The following is a 21,616-nucleotide window of genomic DNA, read 5'->3' on the forward strand; positions in this document are numbered from 1 at the left end:
ATTCACACGGGACTGATCCGCGATCACCCATTGTTGATTTGCTCGAAACCAGACGCGATGATGCCCGGGTCTTGGGCCCGGCCCACGCAATGGCGGTGACGGGGACGACCACACCGACAGGGGAGCAACAACAACATGCCGATGACCGCGCGCAGCGAACGATGGAAGCGGTGGCGACTGCCGGCGCTGGCGGCTGCCATCCTGCTGATTGTCGTGCTGCCCATGATCCTGCTGTACTCGGTGATGCGTGGAAACTTCGAAGCCGCCGACCGGGTCAACCACATCCGCAACGTGGAGTCGATGATCCACTCGTTGACGTATGACGTGCGCAATACCGAGGCCGCCACACTGGCACTCGCCGCCGGTATCGACACGCCGCTGGTCCGCAGCCGCCTGCAGGACAGTACCGCGCAGATCCCCGAGAAGTTCGCCAAGCTGGTTCAACTCACGCGCGAAGATCCGCAGCAGCAACTGGCCATGGGCCAGCTGAAAAGCATCCTGGAGCAACGTCGCCGTCTGGCCGATGAGACCACGCGCAGTACCGGCCGGGATGAGCAGTTCACCAGGGCCGAGGAGATCATCACCCGCTATCCGATCCAGTCGATTACCGCGCAGATCCTGGACCGGGAACAGGAACGTCTCGACCACCACATCGACATTGCGCAACGCCTGCGTGGCCAAGGCTACGGCCTGATCTGGGTGGCCATGATCGCGCAGCTCGCGCTGCTGGGCCTGCTGACGTACTTGTCGCAAGCCCAGAGCGTTCGCAGTCTGCACACCGAGCGTGCGTTGCAAGGTGCCAACGCCCGTGCAGAATCGGCTTTGCAGACGGTGCGTGAACCGATCGTGGCGATTGACGCCGGCCAACGCGTGGTGATGCACAACACGGCGTTCACCGAGCTGTATGGCCATCCCGAAACCGAGGGCCGTAAGGACGCTGACCCCGCGTTGGCGAATGCGGAGGTTTTCCACGGCCGCCCATTGGCAGAGATTGGCGGAGGCGCCTGGCAAGACCCGGTATTCCTGCAACGCCTGACCGACGTACTCAAGCGCAACCGGGAGTTGTGGGATTACGAGCAGCGCCAGCGCACCAGCGATGGCAGCGACCGGGTGATGCTCATCAACGCCCGGCGCATGCCGCTACCGGACAGCGAGGACCGGGTGGTGTTGATCACCGTCAGTGACATCACCGCGCGGAAGGCCACCGAGAACCACATCCGCGAACTCAACAGTCAGCTGGAAGGCAAGATCGAGCAGGTATCGGAAGTCAACCGGGAGCTGGAGGCATTCAGCTATTCGGTATCGCATGACTTGCGCGCCCCGTTGCGGCATGTCGCCGGCTTTGCCGACAAGCTCGGCCAGCACCTGGGTGATGAACTCGACGACAAGGGTCGCCACTACCTCGATGTCATCGGCAGCTCGGCCAAGCGCATGGCTTCGCTGATTGACGACCTGCTGGTTTACTCCCGCCTGGGGCGCAGTGCTTTGCGACTGCAGGCGGTGGACATGCAGTCCATGGTGTCCGAAACCCGGGCAATGCTCGAAGCCAACACGGCCATCGACGCGCCCGATCGCCAGATCACCTGGCGCATCGCCCCGCTGCCCATCCTCATCGGGGACGAGAACATGCTCCGCCAAGTCTGGCTCAACCTGCTGGGCAACGCGGTCAAGTACAGCTCCGGACGCGAACCTTCCGTGATCGAAGTCGACCACGAACGCCTGCAAGATGGCAGTCATCACTTCAGCGTGCGCGACAATGGCACCGGCTTCGACATGCAATATGCAGGGAAGCTGTTCGGGGTATTCCAGCGCATGCACAAGGCCTCCGAATTCCCCGGCACCGGCATCGGCCTGGCGAGCGTTCGCCGGGTGATAACGCGCCATACTGGCCGGGTCTGGGCGGACGCCACGCCAGACGTTGGCGCGGTCTTCCATTTCGTGCTTCCTTCCACCCTTGACAACACCCCTGACCGAGAGCGCAACGCATGAATCCGATCCGCACCATCTTGTTGGCAGAAGACAGTCCCGCCGATGCCGAAATGGCGATGGACGCCCTGCGCGAGGCCAACCTCATCAACCACGTCGTCCATGTAGAGGACGGCGTCGAGACGCTGGACTACCTCCTGCGCCGCGGCCGCTGGGCCGACCGCAAGGACGGCGACCCGGCCGTGCTGCTGCTCGATATCAAGATGCCGCGGATGGATGGTCTGGAAGTGCTGCAGAAGATGCGCGACGACGAGTCGCTACGGCGTATACCGGTGGTGATGCTGACCTCCTCCAGCGAGGAGAGTGACCTGGCGCGCAGTTGGGACCTGGGCGTCAACGCGTACGTGGTCAAGCCGGTGGATATCGATCAGTTTTTCACGGCGGTGAAGACGCTTGGTCAGTTCTGGGCGATATTCAACGAAGTACCGTCGGAATAACCGCGTTCTGCCCGAAAGGAGTGACCATGAAACCATTGGTGTTGCTGTTCCCGCTGATGCTCGCTGCGTGTTCCGCGCCAACCCCACCCGACGCCGCCCCGCCACCGGTCACCAACGCGGCAATCGCGGACGCCACGGCCGGGCAAGCCGTGGATTCCGCGTTGCTTGGGCGTTACCACTGGCAGCTTGATCAAGCCACCGACGCCGACGGCCAGCGTATCGATGCGCTGCTCGTCCGTCCTGAGCATCCGGTGCAACTGGACTTCGCGGACAGCCGCATCCAGATCAGCAACACCTGCAACTCGATGAGCGGCGGTTTCAGCATTGACGGCGGACAGCTGCAGGTCGACCGATTGGCGCAAACCATGATGGCGTGCGCCGACCCCGCACTGGCCGCACTTGACGATGCCGTCGGTGACCGCCTGGCCGATCCGGCAACCATTGCATCGCAACAAGATGGCGACAGCGCCCAACTGACCCTGACCACCACCAGCGGCGACGTCCTGGTATTCGTCGGCAAGCCCACGGCGGAAACGCGCTACGGCAGCGAAGGCGAGCAGGTGTTTCTGGAAGTCGCTGCGCAGACCAAACCTTGCAACCACCCCCTGATTCCCGACAAGTCCTGCCTGCAGGTGCGCGAGCGGACGTATGACGAGAACGGGCTGGTCGTCGGTACGCCCGGAGAATGGGAGCCGCTATACCAGGATATCGAGGGCTACACGCACGAGCCGGGCATCCGCAATGTGCTGCGGTTGAAGCAGTTCACCATCGCCAATCCACCTGCCGATGGCTCGTCAATCGCGTACGTGCTGGACATGGTGGTCGAGTCCGAACGCGTCACGCCCTGATAAATGAGTGACCGGCATTCAACGCCGGCCAGACCACGCCGCAACTCTCAGCGCGTCTCGGCGATCTCAACGCCTTCCATGCCCGCTGACAGGGTTCGGGCATCGCCACTCTGGGCCAGCTTGATGCGCAGCCGCACCTCGTTCTGCGAGTCGGCATACCGCAGCGCATCGTCGTAGCTGATCTCGCCGGCCTGGTAGAGCTCGAACAAGGCCTGGTCGAAGGTGCGCATGCCCAACTGGATGGACTCCTTCATCACTTCCTTGAGCTTGTGGATCTCGCCGTCGCGGATGTAGTCCTGGACCAGCGGAGTGCCGAGCAAGATCTCCATCGCGACGCGACGCGATTTGCCGTCCGGGGTAGGGATCAGCTGCTGCGCCACGACACCCTTGAGGTTCAGCGACAGATCCATCAACAACTGGTTGCGACGATCCTCAGGGAAGAAGTTGATCATCCGGTCCATCGCCTGGTTGGCGTTGTTGGCGTGTAACGTGCACAGCACCAGGTGGCCGGTCTCGGCGAAGGCGATCGCGTGGTCCATGCCCTCCCGGGTGCGCACCTCACCGATCATGATCACGTCCGGTGCCTGGCGCAGGGTGTTCTTGAGCGCGTTCTCCCAGCTGTCGGTGTCGATGCCGACTTCGCGCTGGGTGATGATGCAGCCCTCGTGCTTGTGCACGAATTCGATTGGGTCTTCGATGGTGATGATGTGGCCGGTCGAGTTCTGGTTGCGATAGCCGATCATCGCCGCCAGTGACGTCGACTTGCCGGTGCCGGTCGCGCCGACGAACAGGATGATGCCGCGCTTGGTCATCGCCAGGGTCTTGATCACCGGCGGCAGGCCGAGTTCCTCGATGGTCGGGATCTTGGTCTCGATCCGCCGCAACACCATGCCGACCTGGTTGCGCTGGTAGAAGCAGCTCACCCGGAAGCGGCCGACGTTGGCCAGGCCGATCGCGAAGTTGGCCTCGTGGGTCTTCTCGAACTCCTCGCGTTGCATCGGGTTCATCACGTTGAGCACCAGGTCGCGACTCTGCTGTGGCGTCAACGGATTCTGGGTGATCGGCTGCAGGGTGCCGTTGACCTTCATCTGCGGCGCCATGCCGGCAGTGATGAACAAGTCGGACGCTTTCTCGTGCGCCATCAACTTGAGGAACGAGGTGAAGTCGATGCTTTCGGCGGTGCTGCTCATTGCGGTATCCCCTGGGTCGCAAGGCTCAATGCCCGGCGACGTATTTCGGTAGGTCGGTCAATCACTCGATCAGTCGAACAGGCGCTTGTCCTTGGCGTACTCGCGGGCTTGCGGACGCAGGATCAGGCCACGCTTCACCAGGTCTTGCAGGTGCTGGTCGAGGGTCATCATTCCGGCGTTCTGGCCGGTCTGGATCGACGAGTACATCTGCGCGACCTTGTCCTCGCGGATCAGGTTGCGGATGGCCGGGGTGCCGACCATGATTTCCCATGCGGCGGTACGCCCGCCGCCCACCTTCTTCAGCAGCGCCTGGCTGATCACCGCACGCAGGGATTCCGACAGCATCGAGCGCACCATCGGCTTCTCGCCGGCGGGAAACACATCGATGATGCGGTCGACCGTCTTGGCCGCCGAGCTGGTATGCAAGGTGCCAAATACCAGATGGCCGGTTTCCGCGGCCGTCAGCGCCAGGCGGATCGTCTCCAGGTCGCGCAACTCGCCCACCAGGATGTAGTCGGGATCCTCACGCAGCGCCGAGCGCAATGCTTCGCTGAAGCCATGGGTATCGCGGTGGACTTCGCGCTGGTTGATCAGGCATTTCTGCGAGGTGTGCACGAACTCGATCGGGTCTTCAACCGACAATATGTGCGCGTACTCGTTCTTGTTGATGTGGTCGATCATCGCCGCCAGCGTGGTCGACTTGCCCGAGCCGGTCGGGCCGGTGACCAGGATCAGGCCCTGCGGCTGGTCGATCAGCTCCTTGAAGATGCGCGGGGTCCCGAGGTCCTCCAGCGTCAAAACTTCGGAGGGAATCGTGCGGAACACGGCACCGGCGCCGCGGTTCTGGTTGAACGCATTGACACGGAAGCGGGCAAGGCCGGGAATCTCGAACGAGAAATCGACCTCGAGGAACTCCTCGAAGTCGCGCCGCTGCTTGTCCGACATGATGTCGTAGATCAACGCGTGCACAGACTTGTGGTCCAGCGCCGGGATATTGATCCGGCGGACGTCACCGTCAACCCGGATCATCGGCGGCATGCCCGCGGACAGATGCAGGTCGGATGCCTTGTTCTTGACCGAAAATGCCAATAGTTCGGCGATATCCATATATGTTCCCCAACACCGTGGATGGTTTGTCCCGCCGCATATCAACGACCCCCGCCCGGAACGCCGGCAGTCGTTTGTTGGCTGGCACTTGAAAGCCCCTTGGCCAGCAGTATAGCCCCGGACCCGCGTCGTCAACCCTGTCTTTCATCACAGGATCGGCGACTGTCATCGCCCAGCCAGGCAAGCCGGCGCCGGCCCTCTTACACTGGCCGCCTGTCCGCAACAAGGTTTCCCACATGAGTTCCGCATCCAGCCCTGCCTCCGTGCAGTTCCCGGTCGTTGCCTTCATCGGTGGCGGCAACATGGCCCGCAGCCTGATCGGCGGCATGATTGCGCGCGGTGCCGAGCCCGGCCGCGTGCGCGTGGCCGAGCCGGTCGAAGCATTGCGACAGTCGCTGCAGGCCGATTTTGGCGTGTCGGCCTTCGCCACGGCCAGCGAGGCCGTCCAGGGCGCGGCGGTCTGGTTGCTGGCGGTCAAGCCGCAGGCCATGCGGGCGGTCTGCAACGAGGTCGCCGCCATCGCGCAGTCCACCCGACCGGTGGCCATCTCGGTTGCGGCTGGCATCACCTCCGGCCAGCTGTCGGGCTGGCTGGGCGGCGACGTTCCGGTGGTGCGTGCGATGCCCAACACGCCGGCACTGCTCGGGGCGGGCATGACCGGGCTGTTTGCCAACCCCCATGTGGATGCCATACAGCGCGAGCAGGCAACCCGGTTGCTGGATGCGGTCGGCACCACGGCCTGGATCGATGATGAGCGCCAAATGGACGCGGTCACCGCCGTATCGGGCAGCGGTCCCGCCTATGTCTTCCTGCTCTCGGAGGCGATGCAGGCCGCCGGCGTGAAGCAGGGCCTGTCCGCCGATACGGCGCGCGTGCTCGCCAACCAGACCCTGCTCGGTGCCGCCCGCATGCTGACGGAGCTGGACGAGTCCGCCGACGGCCTGCGCAAGAAAGTCACCTCACCCGGCGGGACCACCCACGCCGCGATCCAGGCCTTCGAGACCGGCGGCTTGCGTGAGCTGGTCGACCGCGCAATCACCGCCGCCACCGTGCGCGGGCGCCAGCTGTCAGCAGCGAACGAGGATTGAGACGATGACTCCCTCCATTACGCGCACGGCCATGCGCATGGCCCTGGCCGGACTGCTGTGCACCGCCTTGTTGTCGGGGTGCTCGGCCGACGCGCCCTCGACCGACACCGCCGGCACCGCGCCGGCCGCGACCGCCGCGGCGTCCCAGGACACCACGATCCGGATCGGCGACACCACGGTGCGCGCCACGGTGCTGCAGACCTCGACGCTGGGTGAGTTGGTCGCCAGCAAGTACGGCATCGAACGCAGCGACAACCGCGTCATGCTGCTGGTCGGTTTGCGCCGGGGCGAGTCCGGACAGGCGGCGTCGGTCCCGGCGCAGGTCAGTGCCACCACAACCGACCTGCGTGGACAACGCGAGAGCATCGAGTTGCGCCCGCTGGTCAGCGGCGAGCTGGTCGATTACGTGGGTTTCGTCCAGGTCACCTTGCCCGACACGCTGAGGTTCCAGGTCGACATCCAGTTGGACGACGGCGCGCGCTCGACCATGCGCTTCAGTCGCCAGTTCGCCCCGCACTGAGCCCGCTCAGCCGTGGCGCGCGGCCCAATCGTTGATGATCGCGGCAATCGCGTTGACGCCATCGGTCAACGCGGCCGGGCCGGGCTGCAGGATCATCACCGACTTGATCTCGTGCAGCTCGCCGTCACGCACCGCCGCGATGGCATCCCAGCCATCGCGGGCGGCGACCTTTTCCGGGCGGAACTTCTTGCCGCACCACGACCCCAGGATGATGTCCGGCGCACGCCGGATCACCTCGTCGGGATCTTCCAGGATGCGCTGCCTGGCCAGCGACTCGGCGGCGCGTTCCGGGAAGATGTCGTCGCCGCCGGCGATGCGTACCAGTTCGGCAACCCACTGGATCCCGCTGATCAGTGGCTCATCCCACTCTTCGAAATACACCCTCGGCCGTCGTGGCAAACGCGCGGCGGTCTCGGCAATGCGGTCCAGCCCGCGCTGCAGTTCATCGGCGTAAGCATTGGCCTTGTCGGACGCGCCCACCAGCGCCCCCAAACGACGGACATAGTCCACGATGCCGTCGACACTGCGATGGTTGCTGATCCACACCTCGACCCCGCTGCGGATCAACTCGGCGGCAATATCCGCCTGGATATCGGAAAAGCCCACCACGAAGTCGGGCTTGAGTTTCAGGATCTCGCCGATCTTCGCACTGGTGAACGCGCTGACCTTGGGTTTGGTCTTGCGCGCGATCGGCGGCCGCACGGTAAACCCGCTGATGCCGACGATGCGGTCCTGCTCGCCAAGCGCGTACAAGGTCTCGGTGGGCTCTTCGGTCAGGCAGACGATCCGCCTCGGGCCCTTCGTGGTCGCCGTCCCCGCCGCCGCCGGCACGCTCACGGGTACAGATTCCGCTTCGACCATTCGCCGGCCGCATCGCACTCGTACATCTGTCGCTCGTGCAGGCGAAACTGTGCGCCGTACCAGAACTCGATCGCCATCGGTCGCACACGCAGCCCGGTCCAGCGCGGCGGACGCGGAATGTCGCGGCCCTCGAACTCCTGCTCGACCTGGGCTATCCGCTCATGGAAGCGCTCGCGGTCCAGGGTCTCGGACTGCTTGGATGCCCAGGCGCCGACCTGGCTGCCGCGCGCACGCGTGGCAAAATAGGCGTCCGCCTCCTCGTCGCTGACCATCTCCACCGGCCCGGCGATCCGTATCTGCACGCCCTCGCGTACCCGCGGCCAATGGAACATCAACGCCGCGCGCGGGTTGTCCTGCAACTCGCGACCCTTGCGGCCATCCAGATGGGTGTAGAAAACAAACCCACGCCCGTCGTGCGCCTTCAACAACACGGTTCGCAGCGACGGGCAGGCATCGCGGCTGGCGGTCGCTACCGCCATCGCCGTCGGGTCCGGTTCACCGGCAATGCCTGCTTGCGCAAACAGCTCGTCAAAGGTCACGAGCGCCTCGCGCAGCAGCTCGGGAAGCGCTGGTTCCAGCGCGGTCGCGTCAATGGTCATGCGGCCATTGTGGGCCGGCGCGGCGCTGGCTGCACCCGTTGCCGACGACAGCACGCCGTGACAGCCCGCCGGCCGGGCCGACGCTACTGGGTCAACGGTACTTGACCAACGCTACTGGACCATGAAGCTCACTTTCATGTCCGCCCGCCACTCGGTGATGTTGCCCTCTGCATCGGTAACCACCTTGATCTCCTTGATCCAGGCACCCTGCAGGCCCTTTACCGAGGTGGCGGCCTTGTGCAGGCCGACCTGGATCGCGTCTTCCAGGCCTTTCGTAGACGAGGCATTGAGTTCAATGATTTTTGCAACTGCCATGATGATCTCCAGAAGAATCTGCGCGTCGCGATATGCGACCCGGAGCAATGAACCTAGCCGGGACCGTGTTAAAGACGCGCAAACGGTCCGGCAGCGCCGCCATCGACCGCTGGCAACCTCTACAATCGCCGCATGAATCCTGCTGCAAACTTAATCCTGGTCGGCCCAATGGGTGCCGGCAAATCCTGCATCGGCGCACGCCTGGCGACCCATTTCCGGCTGCCGCTGGTCGACAACGACCAGCAAGTCGAACAACGCGCGGGTGCCAGTGTCGATGCGATCTTCCGCTCCGAAGGCGAGCCCGGCTTCCGCAGTCGCGAGCGCACGACGCTGGCGGAGGTATTGAACGGCGACGGCATCGTGCTGGCCACCGGTGGCGGCACGGTACTGGACAGCGGCAATCGCCAACTGTTGCGTGAGCGGGGCTTCGTGGTGCATTTGCACGTCAGCGTCGCCCAGCAACTGGCCCGCCTGGCCGACGACAAGACCCGCCCATTGCTGCAACGTGAGGACCGCGACGTCGCGTTGCACCAGCTCGCCCTGCTGCGCACACCGCTGTACGCGCAGGTCGCGGACCTGCGCTTCGACACCGGCAGTTTGTCGATCGATCAGGCGACCACCGCGCTGGTGGAACAGCTGGAACAACACTGGCGACGCGCCGCCTCTCCATGAGTGCCATCCGCACCGTCAAGGTAGACGCAGCCGCGCCCTACACCATCAGCATCGGCCCGGGCTTGCTGGCCGACGGTGCCTGCATCGCCGCTGCGATCCGGGGACGCCACGCACTGCTGGCAAGCGATGCCAACGTCGCGCCGTTGTATGCCGACGGTGTAGAGGACAGCCTGCGCGTGGTGCTGCCGGGCCTGGCCTGCGCGCGGTTCGTGATCCCCGCCGGCGAACACGAAAAGACCATGACCCGGTTCACCGGGGCACTGGATGCACTGGCCGCCCTGGGCGCGACCCGGGATGCCGTCGTGCTTGCACTGGGAGGTGGCGTCATCGGTGACCTGGCCGGGTTCGCCGCTGCCTGCTGGATGCGTGGCATCGACGTGATCCAGCTGCCCACCACGTTGCTGGCGATGGTCGACTCCTCGGTAGGCGGCAAAACCGCTGTCGACCTGCCCTCGGGCAAGAACCTGGTCGGCGCATTCCATTCCCCCCGCGCGGTGATCGCCGACACCACGACGTTGCGCACCCTGCCCGACCGCGAATTGCGCGCCGGGCTGGCCGAAGTGGTCAAGTACGGCGCGATCGCCTCGTCCCTGGACTCCGACGATGCCGGCTTCCTGGGCTGGCTGGAAAGCCATGTCGATGCCCTGCTGGCCCGCGACGATGCGGTATTGACCGAAACCATCGCCCGCTGCTGCGCGCTCAAGGCCGCGGTGGTCGCGCGCGACCCGTTCGAGCGTGGCCAGCGCGCGCTGCTCAACTTCGGCCATACCTTTGGCCATGCCATCGAGACCCAGCAGGGCTATGCCGGCACCACCGCCGATGGTCTCAACCATGGCGAAGCGGTCGCGGTCGGCATGGTGCTGGCAACGCGCCTGTCGGCCCGGCTGGGGCTGGCGCCGACGGCCGATGCCGAGCGTCTGTGCGCCCTGCTGCATCGTTTTGGCCTGCCGACCGGGCTGCCCTCCGGGCTCGATCCCACCGCACTGCTGGCGCGCATGCGGCTGGACAAGAAGGCCAACGCCGACGGTATCCGCTTCGTGCTGTGGGACGGCATCGGCCATGGACGGCTGGTCGCCGGGGTGGACGATCCAGCGGTATTGGCGGTGCTCGCCGACGCCACGCCCGTCCCCGCTGGCCGGTGACGCCAGCTTCCGATAGCCGCGCTTGGGAACCCCGTACAATCCAGCCATGCGCCTGCTACTGCAACAACGCCCCGACCACGCTGAAGCGCCCCGCTTCGTCCAGCTGATGCTCCAGCCCGACCTGCTGGGTGGCTGGACACTGGTGCGCGAGTCTGGCCTGATCGGCGGTCGCAGCCAGGTGCGTCGCGAGCAGTTCCTGGACCATGCCAGCGCGATTGCCGCGCTGGAACAGGCACGCGACCATCAGCTCAAGCGCGGCTTCCAGCTGATGTTCAGCCAAGGCGCCAACGCACCACGATAGATCGACGGCGACGCCCGTGCGCCGATGAACCACATCCACTTACCAGGAGTCCCGCCTTGTCCGACCAGGCCTTGTCCACCCCGCCCCGCAACGACCGTTTCCTGCGTGCCCTGCGCCGCGAACCCGTGGATTGCACGCCGGTCTGGCTGATGCGTCAGGCCGGGCGTTACCTGCCCGAGTATCGCGCGACCCGGGCCGCCGCCGGCAGCTTCCTGGCGCTGGCGAAGAACCCCGAACTGGCTTGCGAGGTCACCTTGCAACCGTTGCGGCGGTTCCCGCTGGACGCGGCAATCCTGTTCTCCGACATCCTGACCATCCCCGATGCAATGGGGTTGGGGCTGTATTTCGTCGATGGCGAAGGTCCAAAGTTCGAGCGCCCGGTGCGCACCGCCGCCGACATCGCCAAGCTCGGCGTGCCCGATATGGCGACCGACCTGCGCTACGTGATGGACGCGGTCAGCACCATCCGCCGCGAGCTGGACGACGGCACCGGTCGAAGCCGCGTGCCGCTGATCGGCTTCTCCGGCAGTCCGTGGACGCTGGCCTGCTACATGGTCGAGGGCAGCGGCAGCAAGGACTTCGCGCGGGTGAAGGCATTGGCGATGAACGACCCCGCCGCGATGCACCGGTTGCTGGACGTGACCACCGACGCGGTGATCGCCTACCTCTCGGCGCAGCGGGCGGCCGGCGCACAGGCGCTGCAGTTGTTCGATACCTGGGGCGGCGTGCTGTCGCCGTCGATGTACCGCGAGTTCTCGCTGCGCTACATGCAGCGCATCGCCGCTGAACTTCCGCGCGGCGAAGGCGCCGAGCGCACCCCGCTTATCCTCTTCGGCAAGGGCAATGGCGCCTATGTCGGCGAACTGGCCGACACCGGCGCCGAGGGTATCGGCGTGGACTGGACCATCGACCTGGCCGACGCGGCCCGGCGAACCGGTGGCAAGGTCGCGTTGCAGGGCAACCTGGACCCGGTCACCTTGTATGCCGAGCCGGACACCATCCGCGCCCACGTCGGCCGCGCGCTGGACAGCTACCGCGATGGCAACGACGGCTCCCGCGAAGGCCACGTATTCAACCTAGGCCATGGGATGTCGCCCGACATGAAGCCCGAGCATGTGGCGGTCATGGTGGATGCGGTGCACCAGCTCAGCGCACGCTGATCAGGGAAGGCCCGGACAACCGGGCTCATCGCGCCTCTTCGGCCTGGAACAATTCACGCAGGATCGTCCCGGTAACCGGCTTGCGCACAAAGCGATCGAAGCCGGCCGCCAGCGCCTGCGACTCCGCATCCACGTCGCCTTGCGCGGTGATGGCGATCAAAGGCCGGTCGAACCCCTGGGCGCGAAGTTGCCGTGCCAGCGACAACCCGCCCAGGCCAGGCAGGTCCAGGTCCAGCAACGCCGCATCGAAACGGGTGACGCTGGTCGCCACCAACGCTGCCAGGCCATGGCTGGCGTGAACGACCTGATGGCCCTGGGTACGCAGCAAACCGGTAATGACCTCCGCGATGGTGGGGTCATCCTCCACCAGCAACACCATCAGGTCGCAACCGGCTGACGCCGGCGCCAGCGCGACCACTTCGGTCGCCACCGGGATGCCGGTTTCGCGCAGCGGCAATCGCACGTCGAAACGCGCGCCTTCGCCCAGCACGCTGTGGGCGGTGATCACACCTCCCATCGCGATCGCCAGCTCCTGGCAAATGGCCAGGCCCAGTCCGCTGCCCCCGTACCGTGCGGCAGTGCGGACGCCATCGGCCTGTTCAAAGCGCTGGAACAGCCGGGACAACTGCTCCTCGTCGAGGCCCGGACCTGTGTCGACGACGTGGAACTCGACGCCACCATCATGGCCGGAAACCCCAAACCGGATCGTGCCCGATTCGGTGAACTTGATCGCGTTACCCAGCAGGTTCAGCAGGATCTGCCGCACCCGCACCGGGTCACCACGAACACCAACCGGCGCGCTGTCATCACAGCAGTCGACAAACTCCAGGGCATCGGCCCGCGCCAGCGGCGCGGTCATGTCAACGACCTCTTTGAACAGCACATGCAGGTCAAACGGCTCGTCACCCAGATGGAGTTTCCCGGCCTCGATCCTGGCCAGGTCCAGGGCGTCGTTGACCAGTCGCAGCAGATGTTCGCCGGCCCCATGGATTGACCGGGTATAGCTGCGTTGCTGTGGATCCAGCGCGGTGCCCAGCAACAACTCGCTCATCCCCAACACGCCGGTCATCGGGGTACGCACCTCGTGTCCCAAGGTGGCCAGGAATCGCGTCTTGGCCAGCGACGCCTGGTGCGTGACCTCACGCTCGTGCTCCGCGCGTTGCCAGTCGTGGCGCCGCTTCAATCGCGCTCGATACTGGTCTGCGACCGACCACAGCAACAACACCAGCAAGCCGGCAAACCCGGCCATCGCCCACGACGTGCGCCACCACGGCGGCTGCACCTGGAAGGCCAGTACCTGCTCCACGGCGGCGTTGCCGGCAGCATCCACCGCGCGCGCGCGCAAGCGGTAGCTGCCCGCCGGCAATCCCGCCAGTACCCGCTCGCCCTGGGAACCATGTTGGATCCAGTCCGTGTCATAGCCCTCCAGCCGCGTGTAATAGCGGTTTGCGGCCGGATTGTCATAGGCCAGCAACCGCAACTGCACCCGCAACTCCCGCTCGTGTGGTGACAGCACCAGTGGCTGATTGTCATCCAGCGCCACCCAGCGTCCGTCACGACGTACCTCCACCTGGCTCCAGCGCAGCGCTGGCCGGATCGGTGCAGGATCGGGAGCAAGCGTGTCGACAAGGACCACACCACCGTCGGCAAGCGCCGAGGCCAGCACCCCGGCATCGGTCAACACCAGGGTACGGTCGACGAATTCCTGGCTGCCCAGGCCATCTGCAACACCGAAACTGCGGGCATGGCCGGTGTCCGGATCCCAGCGGAACAGGCCGCGCAAGCTCGACATCCAGACCCGGCCACGCGGGTCGATGCGCAGCCCGGCCGCCTCGACGGCGGGAATGCCCTGTTCCGGGCCGACCGTGGCAACACGGCGCCAGCGGTCGCCGTCGCGCCGGTACTGTTCCAGGCCGGACAGGCGTTGCAACCACAGTGCGTTGTCACCATCAAACTGGAACGCGAATACCGTTTTTGTGTCGCCATCGATGCCGGCCACCGGTTCCAGTTTCGCGGTAGCCGGGTCCCAGCGTTGCAGTCCACGGCCACCGGCAATCCATAACTGCCCTTGTGCGTCGAAGCCCAGCGACTGGGTATCCCCCACCCCGAGCCCCTGTTCGGGACCTGCCAGTACCGTCGCCAAAACCCGGCCGGACGCCGGATCGCGTTGCTGCAGGCCGGCGCCGGCAAACGACAACCACAAGCTGCCATCGGGTGCGAACGCGAGCAGGTCCAGCGGGCCGCCAAGAGTTGCATCCTCAGCCGTGTGACGACTCCAACGACGCACCTCACCATCATCGGTGTCGATGCGCACCAGCCCGCGGGTCTGCCCCACCCACAGCCGGCCGGCCGGATCTTCCACTACCGACATCGCCCGCGCGCCCTCCAGCTGCGCCTGTATCGCTTCGTCGACCGGCAACACGCGACCTTGCGGGTCCAGCCGCTCCAGTTCGGCACGCTCACCGGCCAGCCAAAGTCCACCGTCGCGTGCTGCTGCGACCCCTGGATACAATTCTGCGGTGAGTCCGTCGGGCTCACGGTTGAACTGGGCAATCCGACGCCAGTCCGACGGCAGGTAACCCAGGCCGACACCCGGCACCGGAAACCACATCGCTCCATCGGCCTGCTTGATCATCTGATAGATCGGCGATACCGGGCCCTTCGCGCCGATCGGCACCGGCACCGGCACGCCGCCGACCGGAACCCGCCACAACTGTCGATGGCTGCCCAGCCACAACTCGCCGCCCGGATCGGCGAGCACGCTGAACACCGCATTGGGGTACTCGAACATGGCCGACCACGCCGGCTGCTGCCAGCTGCCATCGCCGGAAAGCCGGAACGCGCCACTACCGGCACCAACCCACAGGCCGCTGCCAACCGGCGTCACCGAGAAAATCATTGGCGCCTGATCGGCACCCGGGAGCGCGACCCGCTCGAAATCGGTTCCCGTCCAGCGCGCGAGTCCTTTGGTCGTGCCCACCCACAGCCGGTCCATCGCGTCCACTGCCAACGACAACACGATGCCTGACGGCAAGCTGCGCGGGTCGCCCTCGCTGTGCTGATAACGGGTGATCGTGCCGTCGGCAGCGAGGCGATGCAGCCCACCGCCAAAACCGCCAAACCACAGGGCATCGTGGTGACTGGTAATCGCCCAGATGTCATCACTGCCCATCCAAGGGTGAGTGGTTGTGCGGTAATGACGGAAGCCGGCGTGACCGGCCTCCAGGACGCTCAGTCCACTGCCCTCCGGCGCGACCCAGATGTGCCCCTGCGGATCAACATGGACCGCCGTGAGATAGTTCACCGGCAATGATTTCGGGTCGCCCGGGACGTGCCGCCAGACCCGCATTCCGACCCCGTCGTAGCGCGCCAATCCGTCGGTGGTGGCCAGCCACAAATAGCCATCGGCATCCAACGCCAGGCTGTTGATATTGCTGGAAGGCAGTCCGTCGGCGACGTCGACATGACGCAAGTTGGGCGTTTCCGGGACCGCGGCCGTCGCTGCCATGCTGGTCAGGAGCATTGATAGCGCTAACGCCATCGCCGCGATCGTTGCGCGCATTGATCCTTCCTTGGTGCTCATTGCGTTCCAGCCTTCCCCTCGGGCCGGCCCAGAGTGGTTGATTGCGCTCCGGCAGGCAAGTCGGCGGGGATCGACGAGTACTGCTGCGCTGGATCGGCGTACGCGTCAGCGTCGGCAAAAACGGCCGGTACCGCCTAGAATCCAATGGATGCCGACTCCCCACGCGCCGTTGCCCTGTCCCGCGTCGAAGCTCGCTCGCTGCCGCGAGGTCGTGTTGCTGGCAGTACTGGCGTTGCCCTGCGCGGTAGCCGGTGCCGCCGAGCCCGATGCGTGGTCGCTGGATCCGGTGCATACCCGGGTGATGTTCGCCGTTTCCCACGCCGGCTTTTCCAAGGCGCTGGGAACGGTATCGGGCAGCGAGGGTGTGTTGTTGTTCGACCCTGACGACTGGAGCAGCGCGCAGCTGCAGGTCACCGTACCGCTGGCGCAGCTGGAGCTTGGCGACGCCGACTGGAACGAGGCGGTGCTGGCCTCCGGACTGCTGGATGCCAGGACTTACCCAAGCGCATATTTCCGCTCAACCACGGTCACCGGTCATGACGCCACGCACGCCCGGGTTTGTGGTGAGCTGACGTTGCACGCGGTGACCAGGCCGCTGTGCCTGGACGTCGTCCTCAATGCCATCAAGCGCCACCCGATGCCTCCGTTCCGACGCACCGTGGGCTTCTCCGCGACCGCCACCCTGAGCCGTAGCGACTTCGGCATCGACGCATGGCCGTCGATGATCGGCGATGAAGTAGGTTTGCGAATCGAAGCCGAAGCGGTCCACGCGCGTCGCTCGACAGCCGCCGAGCTGTTGCAACCACCACCGCCAGAAACCATCCCCGAGACACTGATGCCCGAGACACCGATGCCCATACTGCCCACCATCCCGCCGGTCACCGAGCTGGGCGAGCCGACCCGGACCCAAGTCGAGTTGCAACCATGAGCCTCAAGAATCCCGTGGACCGCTGGGGTGCCGTCAGCCAGTGGCTGCACTGGGTCATCGTGGCCTTGTTGCTGTGTCTGGCGGTGATCGGCCTTTCATTGGACAGCCTGCCCAGATCCCCGAAGTATTTCTGGGTCTACGACCTGCACAAATCCACCGGCCTGACCGTGCTCGCCCTGACCGTGCTGCGGCTGGCCTGGCGCGTGTACGCGGGAGCCCCGGACCGGCTCCCGGGCCTGCCAAGCTGGCAATCGCGCATTGCCTCGGTCACCCACGGCCTGCTGTATGCGTTGATCTTCGCGATGCCGCTGTCGGGCTGGTTATACGACTCCGCCAGTGGCTTGCGTCCGTTGCACTGGTACACCCTGTTCGAAGTGCCCAAGCTCACCGGCCCCAACCCGGCGCTGCGCGAGTTTGCCCACGGCGCCCACGAATGGCTGTTCTGGGTATTGGTGGCGTTGGTCGCCGTGCACGCGGGCGCGGCCTTCTATCATCATTTTTTCGAAGGCGATGCGACCCTGCGACGCATGTTGCCCAAACCACGCACTACCCACCGGGAGTCCTCTGATGACATTTGATTGCCGCGTCAGCCTGCTCGCCGTCGCGCTGGCGGTGGCCAGTGCACCGGTGCTGGCCGCCAACTACGTGCAGGCACCCGGCTCGACCCTGACCTTCGCGTCAGGATTCCAGGGCGAGGTTTTCAGCGGTCACTTCCAGCAATTCACGACCACGCTGCGCTTCGATCCACAGCAACTGGAAGATGCCGAGCTGGACGTGGTGATTCCACTGGACAGCGCGACCACCGCCAACCCCGAGCGCGACGAGACCTTGCTGGGCAGCCAGTTCTTCAATGCCGCGGCATTCCCGCAGGCCCGTTACCACGCCAGTCAGTTCCGTCACCTGGGTGGCAACCGGTATGCCGCCGAGGGCGAGCTGACCCTGCGTCAGATCACCCTGCCGGTCACGCTGGAGTTCACCTGGACCGAGGGTGCCAACCCGGTATTGACGGGCAAGACGGGCATCCAGCGCCTGGCGTTTGGCATAGGCGGCGGCGATTGGGCCGACGTGTCGATGATTCCCAACGCCGTCGCCGTAAGCACCCGCGTCAATCTGCAGCCCGCGCCCTGAGCCGGGCTCAACGCAGAAACCCCGCCAGCCGAGCCTCATCAAACGGCCAGTTCAGCTCCAGGCATCGCGCCTCGTCGCGCAATACCGGCACGCGTGCGCCATAGCGACCTTCCAGTGCCTCGTCGCCGTCGATGAACACGCTCTCGAAATCCGGCGTACCCGCGCCGGCCAGCACCGCCAACGCCAGGTCGCACAGGTGGCAATCGTCGCGTTGGAACAAGGTGAGCACTGGGATCAAGGCATGAACCACGGCGGCGGAGGGCAAGAGGCGGGTGACGCTGCGGGCTATGATAGGCCGTACCACGCGCCCCGCCCATTCCACTGGATACGCCATGTCCGTCAGCTGTTTCGACCTGTTCAAGATCGGCATCGGGCCGAGCTCCTCCCATACCGTTGGGCCGATGCGAGCGGCCGCCCGCTTCATCGAGCGTTGGATCGTCGACAACGGCGATCTTGAGCGCACCGCGCGCGTGCGGGCCGAGGTGTTCGGCTCGCTGGCGATGACCGGCCGCGGCCATGGCACCGACAAGGCACTGATGATGGGGCTGGAAGGCCATTGGCCGAACCAGATCGACCCGGACATCATTCCCGCCACGCTGGAACGCATCCGCAGCGAGAAGCGCCTGCGCCTGTCCGGCCGCCACGAGATCGGCTTTGACGAGAAGCACGACCTGATCATGAACAAGCGGCAGAAGCTGCCGTTCCACACCAACGGCATGCGCTTCACCGCCTTCGATGCGGACGGCGAGGTCATCGCCACGCGCGATTACTACTCGGTCGGGGGCGGTTTCGTGGTCAATCAGGACGAGGCGGCCGAAGACCGTATCGTCGCCGACACCAGCGCCGTGCCCTACCCGTTTTCCTCCGGCGACGAGCTGCTGGCGCGGGCGGAAGAAACCGGCCTGACCATCGCCCAGATGATGTACGCCAACGAGCAGGTCTGGCGCACGCCGGCCGAGATCGACGCCGGGCTGGACGAGTTGTGGGCGGCGATGCAGTCCTGCGTCGAGCGCGGCATCCGCTCACCCGGCACCCTGCCCGGCGGCCTGCGCGTGGGCCGCCGCGCACCGCGACTGCATGCCGACCTGACCGAGCGTCCGCCGTCCGAACACGACGATCCGCTGACCATGCTCGACTGGGTCAACCTGTTCGCACTGGCGGTCAACGAGGAAAACGCCGCCGGCGGCCGCGTGGTAACCGCACCGACCAATGGCGCGGCGGGCATCATCCCGGCGGTGTTGCATTACTACGAGCGTTTCATTCCCGGCGCCAACATCGAAGGCGTGCGCACCTTCCTGTTGACCGCCGCTGCGGTGGGTATTTTGTACAAGGAAAACGCCAGCATCTCCGGTGCCGAAGTCGGCTGCCAGGGCGAGGTGGGCGTGGCCTGCTCGATGGCCGCTGCCGGATTGACCGCGGCGATCGGTGGCAACTCCAGCCAGATCGAGAACGCTGCCGAGATTGGCATGGAGCATAACCTCGGCCTGACATGCGACCCGATTGGCGGGCTGGTGCAGATCCCCTGCATCGAGCGCAACGCGATGGGCTCGGTGAAAGCGATCAACGCCTCGCGCCTGGCGATGCGCGGCGACGGCCAGCACAAGGTCAGCCTGGACAAGGTCATCAAAACCATGCGCGACACCGGCCGCGACATGCAGGACAAGTACAAGGAGACCAGCCGCGGCGGGCTGGCAGTGAACGTCATCGAGTGCTGAGCTGAAAGTGCTGAGCTGAAATGGAAGGAGGCGGGTTTCCCCGCCTCCTGGTTCACATCAACATGTTCACACCGGCATGCCCACTTTCAGCACCAAGGCATGTCGCTTCAGCGATACAACCCCAGCACCGTGACATTGGCGAACGCCTTCTCGCCAACCATACGCACGTAGTAAGTGCCCGCGGCCGGGTTGGTGATCACCACCGCCTCGCTGTTGCCGGGCTTGGCCGACTTGCGGTCGTACAGTTCGACCGTCGGGATCGAGTCAAACGAGACGTACAACGACACGTCACCGTTGCCACCGTAGCTGCGCAGGTTGAGGCTGCGCGTGCCCGCCGGGACACTGATCTCGTACAGCAGGCCTTCGCCGGCGACGCCGGTTTGTGCTTTCAGCGGCTGCAGGTTGACCAGCACGGTGGCCAACTCGTCGCCAATCGGCTGGGTCGCGGCGGCCACCGCTGCAGCGGCGTCGAGGATGCCGGCGCCGATCGGCGTGCTCATCGGCGGCGCCACCACGAACGGTTGCGCGGTATTGCGCAGCAAGGTACGCACCTTGCCCGGAGTCAGCACCGGATTGCCCGCGGCCACCGCCGCGCTCTGCATCAAGGCGACCACCGCGGCCACGTGCGGGCTGGCCATCGAAGTGCCGATCATGCCCATCAGGGCTTCGCCATCAGGCCCGGTAATCGGCGTGGTGGTGCCCTTGTTGCCGAGCGACCAGATCCAGGCATCGTCCGGGTCCGAGCCGCTGGTGGCGCTGCCGCCGGGAGCGCTGATACTGACGGCCGGGCCATAGTTGGAGAACCATGACTTGGCACCGTCGATTCCCGTGGCGCCAACCGTGATCACGCCTTCGCAACTGGCCGGCGAATAGTTTGCGGCGTTGGCGTTGTCGTTGCCGGCGGCCACCACCACGGTGGTGCCACGCCCGATCGCGCCGTCGACTGCCGCCTGGGTCACCGGGTCGCTGCTGCAACTGCCGGTGCCACCCAGACTCAGGTTCAGCACCTCGGCTGGTGTGGTGTTGTCCGGCACGCCGTCGACCGTGCCGCCGGAGGCCCAGACGATGGCGTCGGCGATGTCTGAGGTGAAGCCGCCGCAGTGGCCAAGCACGCGTACCGGTTGCACCTTGGCGTTGTAGGCGACGCCCGCAAGGCCGATGCCGTTGTTGGTGACCGCCGCGACCGTGCCGGCGACGTGGGTGCCGTGGAACGAGCTGTCGGTGATCCGGCCGCACCACGCCATCATGCTCTCGTCGGTCCAGTCACCGGTATCGTGCGCGTCGGCGTCGCGACCATCGCCGTCACCGGCAATATCCGGGTTCTGCGGGTCCTGTCCGTAGGCGCTGATGAAGTCGTAACCGTCGATGATGTTGTCGTTGAGGTCACTGTGGTCCAGATAGCCGGTATCGAGCACCGCTACCACCACACCTTCGCCAGCGGTGGTGTCCCAAGCTGCCGGCGCATGGATGCCGGCGGTGGGATGGGTGTAATGCCACTGCAGGTTGAAGTTCGGATCGTCGGGGGTGACGTCGAAACGGTGCTTGATGTAGTCGGGCTGCGCGTACTCGACCGCCGGGTCGGCGCGCAGTTGTGCCAGTAGCGTATCGGCTTCGGTGCGAGCCAGGGCACGCGACAGCTTGATCACCTCGCCGCCCACCGCCAACGTGCGCAGGTGTTGTGCGGTCAGCACGGCGCGGCTGCCATTGGTGGTGGTCTTCATACCCGCGACCCCGGCGTGGCTGGCCGCGGCATTCACCGCACTCAAGATCGCCGCCGTGCTGCGCGTGGCGGCACCATCGCGATACTTGACGATGAAGCGGTCGAAACTGGCCTGCGGTGGGGGCGCGCTGGTGGGCATCATCTTGTTCGACGACGATGGGCCGCCGTGTCCAACCCCACTTGCCGGTACGCCGGATGCAAATGCCGCCAAGGCAACTGAAACGGCAGCGGCCAAAGTGCCGCTACAGATAATGCGAGTGCTCTTTTTCATTCTTTCTCTCTCCAGGGAAAAGGTGCGAAGGGGTTGGTTGCCTGA

Annotated in this window: 21 protein-coding genes; 13 read left to right on the plus strand and 8 right to left on the minus strand. The window is 65.5% G+C overall.

What is annotated here, in order from left to right; all coding sequences use genetic code 11:
* The first annotated feature begins 135 nt into the window (after positions 1-135).
* From ACW7G1_RS12925 to ACW7G1_RS12935, 3 genes are read left to right on the plus strand one after another with little or no spacing between them, the layout of a single operon-like run.
* Positions 136-1,989, plus strand: coding sequence for an ATP-binding protein (locus tag ACW7G1_RS12925; protein ID WP_456980174.1), 1,854 nt, complete (start codon positions 136-138; stop codon positions 1,987-1,989).
* A complete protein-coding gene (locus ACW7G1_RS12930) occupies positions 1,986-2,423 on the plus strand; it encodes a response regulator (RefSeq protein ID WP_456960903.1) in 438 nt (145 codons plus the stop codon). The genes ACW7G1_RS12925 and ACW7G1_RS12930 overlap by 4 nt, the downstream gene beginning before the upstream one ends.
* A 26-nt stretch (positions 2,424-2,449) precedes the next feature.
* Complete coding sequence (locus tag ACW7G1_RS12935) at positions 2,450-3,271, plus strand: DUF4377 domain-containing protein (RefSeq protein WP_456980175.1); 822 nt, start codon at positions 2,450-2,452, stop codon at positions 3,269-3,271.
* Positions 3,272-3,318: 47 nt separating this feature from the next.
* Here the strand turns inward: ACW7G1_RS12935 and ACW7G1_RS12940 are convergent, their stop codons facing one another.
* Positions 3,319-4,461 carry a PilT/PilU family type 4a pilus ATPase gene (locus tag ACW7G1_RS12940; protein ID WP_456980176.1) on the minus strand — a complete coding sequence of 381 codons (1,143 nt, stop codon included), beginning with the start codon at positions 4,459-4,461 and terminating at the stop codon, positions 3,319-3,321.
* A gap of 69 nt (positions 4,462-4,530) precedes the next feature.
* Positions 4,531-5,568 carry a type IV pilus twitching motility protein PilT gene (locus tag ACW7G1_RS12945; protein WP_456980177.1) on the minus strand — a complete coding sequence of 346 codons (1,038 nt, stop codon included), beginning with the start codon at positions 5,566-5,568 and terminating at the stop codon, positions 4,531-4,533.
* 236 nt (positions 5,569-5,804) lie between these two features.
* Here ACW7G1_RS12945 and proC point away from each other — a divergent pair, with 236 nt between their 5' ends.
* Together proC and ACW7G1_RS12955 are read left to right on the plus strand one after the other, a co-directional pair.
* Entirely contained in the window at positions 5,805-6,656 is an 852-nt protein-coding gene (proC, locus tag ACW7G1_RS12950; RefSeq protein WP_456980178.1) for a pyrroline-5-carboxylate reductase, read from the plus strand.
* A gap of 4 nt (positions 6,657-6,660) precedes the next feature.
* The gene (locus ACW7G1_RS12955; RefSeq protein WP_456980179.1) at positions 6,661-7,176 is read left to right on the plus strand and encodes a DUF4426 domain-containing protein; all 516 of its coding nucleotides are present in this window, start codon (positions 6,661-6,663) and stop codon (positions 7,174-7,176) included.
* A 6-nt stretch (positions 7,177-7,182) separates the two neighbouring features.
* Here the strand turns inward: ACW7G1_RS12955 and ACW7G1_RS12960 are convergent, their stop codons facing one another.
* The 3 genes from ACW7G1_RS12960 to ACW7G1_RS12970 form a co-directional block, all read right to left on the minus strand.
* Positions 7,183-8,013, minus strand: a complete 831-nt coding sequence (locus ACW7G1_RS12960) for a cobalamin-binding protein (protein ID WP_456980180.1) — start codon at positions 8,011-8,013, stop codon at positions 7,183-7,185.
* Positions 8,010-8,636, minus strand: a complete 627-nt coding sequence (gene pdxH / locus ACW7G1_RS12965) for a pyridoxamine 5'-phosphate oxidase (RefSeq protein ID WP_456980181.1) — start codon at positions 8,634-8,636, stop codon at positions 8,010-8,012. Before pdxH ends, ACW7G1_RS12960 begins: the two co-directional genes overlap by 4 nt.
* 111 nt (positions 8,637-8,747) lie before the next feature.
* A complete protein-coding gene (locus tag ACW7G1_RS12970; protein WP_456980182.1) occupies positions 8,748-8,951 on the minus strand; it encodes a dodecin family protein in 204 nt (67 codons plus the stop codon).
* 132 nt (positions 8,952-9,083) lie between these two features.
* On the opposite strand from ACW7G1_RS12970, the gene ACW7G1_RS12975 reads away from it, so the two are divergent.
* The 4 genes from ACW7G1_RS12975 (at position 9,084) to hemE (ending at position 12,226) form a co-directional block, all read left to right on the plus strand.
* The gene (locus ACW7G1_RS12975; RefSeq protein WP_456980183.1) at positions 9,084-9,623 is read left to right on the plus strand and encodes a shikimate kinase; all 540 of its coding nucleotides are present in this window, start codon (positions 9,084-9,086) and stop codon (positions 9,621-9,623) included.
* Positions 9,620-10,765 carry a 3-dehydroquinate synthase gene (gene aroB / locus ACW7G1_RS12980; RefSeq protein WP_456980184.1) on the plus strand — a complete coding sequence of 382 codons (1,146 nt, stop codon included), beginning with the start codon at positions 9,620-9,622 and terminating at the stop codon, positions 10,763-10,765. The genes ACW7G1_RS12975 and aroB overlap by 4 nt, the downstream gene beginning before the upstream one ends.
* A 46-nt stretch (positions 10,766-10,811) precedes the next feature.
* Positions 10,812-11,066 carry a WGR domain-containing protein gene (locus ACW7G1_RS12985; RefSeq protein WP_456980185.1) on the plus strand — a complete coding sequence of 85 codons (255 nt, stop codon included), beginning with the start codon at positions 10,812-10,814 and terminating at the stop codon, positions 11,064-11,066.
* Positions 11,067-11,137: 71 nt separating this feature from the next.
* Positions 11,138-12,226 (plus strand): uroporphyrinogen decarboxylase, encoded by a 1,089-nt coding sequence (gene hemE / locus ACW7G1_RS12990; protein ID WP_456980378.1) that lies wholly within the window; start codon positions 11,138-11,140, stop codon positions 12,224-12,226.
* A 25-nt stretch (positions 12,227-12,251) separates the two neighbouring features.
* Here hemE and ACW7G1_RS12995 read toward each other — a convergent pair whose 3' ends face one another.
* Complete coding sequence (locus ACW7G1_RS12995) at positions 12,252-15,788, minus strand: hybrid sensor histidine kinase/response regulator (RefSeq protein WP_456980186.1); 3,537 nt, start codon at positions 15,786-15,788, stop codon at positions 12,252-12,254.
* Between the two features lie 169 nt (positions 15,789-15,957).
* Here ACW7G1_RS12995 and ACW7G1_RS13000 point away from each other — a divergent pair, with 169 nt between their 5' ends.
* The 3 genes from ACW7G1_RS13000 to ACW7G1_RS13010 are packed head-to-tail and all read left to right on the plus strand — an operon-like array spanning position 15,958 to position 17,865.
* Positions 15,958-16,737: a YceI family protein gene (locus tag ACW7G1_RS13000; RefSeq protein ID WP_456980187.1), complete on the plus strand. Its 780-nt coding sequence runs from the start codon at positions 15,958-15,960 to the stop codon at positions 16,735-16,737.
* Complete coding sequence (locus ACW7G1_RS13005; RefSeq protein WP_456980188.1) at positions 16,734-17,315, plus strand: cytochrome b; 582 nt, start codon at positions 16,734-16,736, stop codon at positions 17,313-17,315. Before ACW7G1_RS13000 ends, ACW7G1_RS13005 begins: the two co-directional genes overlap by 4 nt.
* Positions 17,305-17,865 carry a YceI family protein gene (locus ACW7G1_RS13010; RefSeq protein WP_456980189.1) on the plus strand — a complete coding sequence of 187 codons (561 nt, stop codon included), beginning with the start codon at positions 17,305-17,307 and terminating at the stop codon, positions 17,863-17,865. Before ACW7G1_RS13005 ends, ACW7G1_RS13010 begins: the two co-directional genes overlap by 11 nt.
* A 7-nt stretch (positions 17,866-17,872) precedes the next feature.
* On the opposite strand, the gene ACW7G1_RS13015 is transcribed toward ACW7G1_RS13010, so the two are convergent.
* Positions 17,873-18,094: a glutaredoxin family protein gene (locus ACW7G1_RS13015; RefSeq protein ID WP_456980379.1), complete on the minus strand. Its 222-nt coding sequence runs from the start codon at positions 18,092-18,094 to the stop codon at positions 17,873-17,875.
* 103 nt (positions 18,095-18,197) lie between these two features.
* Between ACW7G1_RS13015 and ACW7G1_RS13020 the strand changes: the two genes are divergently transcribed.
* On the plus strand, positions 18,198-19,580 hold the full coding sequence (locus ACW7G1_RS13020; protein ID WP_456980190.1) for an L-serine ammonia-lyase: 1,383 nt from the start codon (positions 18,198-18,200) through the stop codon (positions 19,578-19,580).
* A gap of 107 nt (positions 19,581-19,687) precedes the next feature.
* On the opposite strand, the gene ACW7G1_RS13025 is transcribed toward ACW7G1_RS13020, so the two are convergent.
* A complete protein-coding gene (locus tag ACW7G1_RS13025; protein ID WP_456980191.1) occupies positions 19,688-21,571 on the minus strand; it encodes a S8 family peptidase in 1,884 nt (627 codons plus the stop codon).
* Positions 21,572-21,616 lie beyond the last annotated feature (45 nt).

The organism is Lysobacter sp. A378, assembly GCF_054052125.1.

Bases quoted from the DNA above. Each gene is read 5' to 3' on its own strand.
- ACW7G1_RS12925 (WP_456980174.1), top strand. From the start codon at position 136: ATGCCGATGACCGCGCGCAGCGAACGATGGAAGCGGTGGCGACTGCCG.
- ACW7G1_RS12930 (WP_456960903.1), top strand. From the start codon at position 1,986: ATGAATCCGATCCGCACCATCTTGTTGGCAGAAGACAGTCCCGCCGAT.
- ACW7G1_RS12935 (WP_456980175.1), top strand. From the start codon at position 2,450: ATGAAACCATTGGTGTTGCTGTTCCCGCTGATGCTCGCTGCGTGTTCC.
- ACW7G1_RS12940 (WP_456980176.1), bottom strand. From the start codon at position 4,461: ATGAGCAGCACCGCCGAAAGCATCGACTTCACCTCGTTCCTCAAGTTG.
- ACW7G1_RS12945 (WP_456980177.1), bottom strand. From the start codon at position 5,568: ATGGATATCGCCGAACTATTGGCATTTTCGGTCAAGAACAAGGCATCC.
- proC (WP_456980178.1), top strand. From the start codon at position 5,805: ATGAGTTCCGCATCCAGCCCTGCCTCCGTGCAGTTCCCGGTCGTTGCC.
- ACW7G1_RS12955 (WP_456980179.1), top strand. From the start codon at position 6,661: ATGACTCCCTCCATTACGCGCACGGCCATGCGCATGGCCCTGGCCGGA.
- pdxH (WP_456980181.1), bottom strand. From the start codon at position 8,636: ATGACCATTGACGCGACCGCGCTGGAACCAGCGCTTCCCGAGCTGCTG.
- ACW7G1_RS12970 (WP_456980182.1), bottom strand. From the start codon at position 8,951: ATGGCAGTTGCAAAAATCATTGAACTCAATGCCTCGTCTACGAAAGGC.
- ACW7G1_RS12975 (WP_456980183.1), top strand. From the start codon at position 9,084: ATGAATCCTGCTGCAAACTTAATCCTGGTCGGCCCAATGGGTGCCGGC.
- aroB (WP_456980184.1), top strand. From the start codon at position 9,620: ATGAGTGCCATCCGCACCGTCAAGGTAGACGCAGCCGCGCCCTACACC.
- ACW7G1_RS12985 (WP_456980185.1), top strand. From the start codon at position 10,812: ATGCGCCTGCTACTGCAACAACGCCCCGACCACGCTGAAGCGCCCCGC.
- ACW7G1_RS12995 (WP_456980186.1), bottom strand. From the start codon at position 15,788: ATGCGCGCAACGATCGCGGCGATGGCGTTAGCGCTATCAATGCTCCTG.
- ACW7G1_RS13000 (WP_456980187.1), top strand. From the start codon at position 15,958: ATGCCGACTCCCCACGCGCCGTTGCCCTGTCCCGCGTCGAAGCTCGCT.
- ACW7G1_RS13005 (WP_456980188.1), top strand. From the start codon at position 16,734: ATGAGCCTCAAGAATCCCGTGGACCGCTGGGGTGCCGTCAGCCAGTGG.
- ACW7G1_RS13010 (WP_456980189.1), top strand. From the start codon at position 17,305: ATGACATTTGATTGCCGCGTCAGCCTGCTCGCCGTCGCGCTGGCGGTG.
- ACW7G1_RS13020 (WP_456980190.1), top strand. From the start codon at position 18,198: ATGTCCGTCAGCTGTTTCGACCTGTTCAAGATCGGCATCGGGCCGAGC.
- ACW7G1_RS13025 (WP_456980191.1), bottom strand. From the start codon at position 21,571: ATGAAAAAGAGCACTCGCATTATCTGTAGCGGCACTTTGGCCGCTGCC.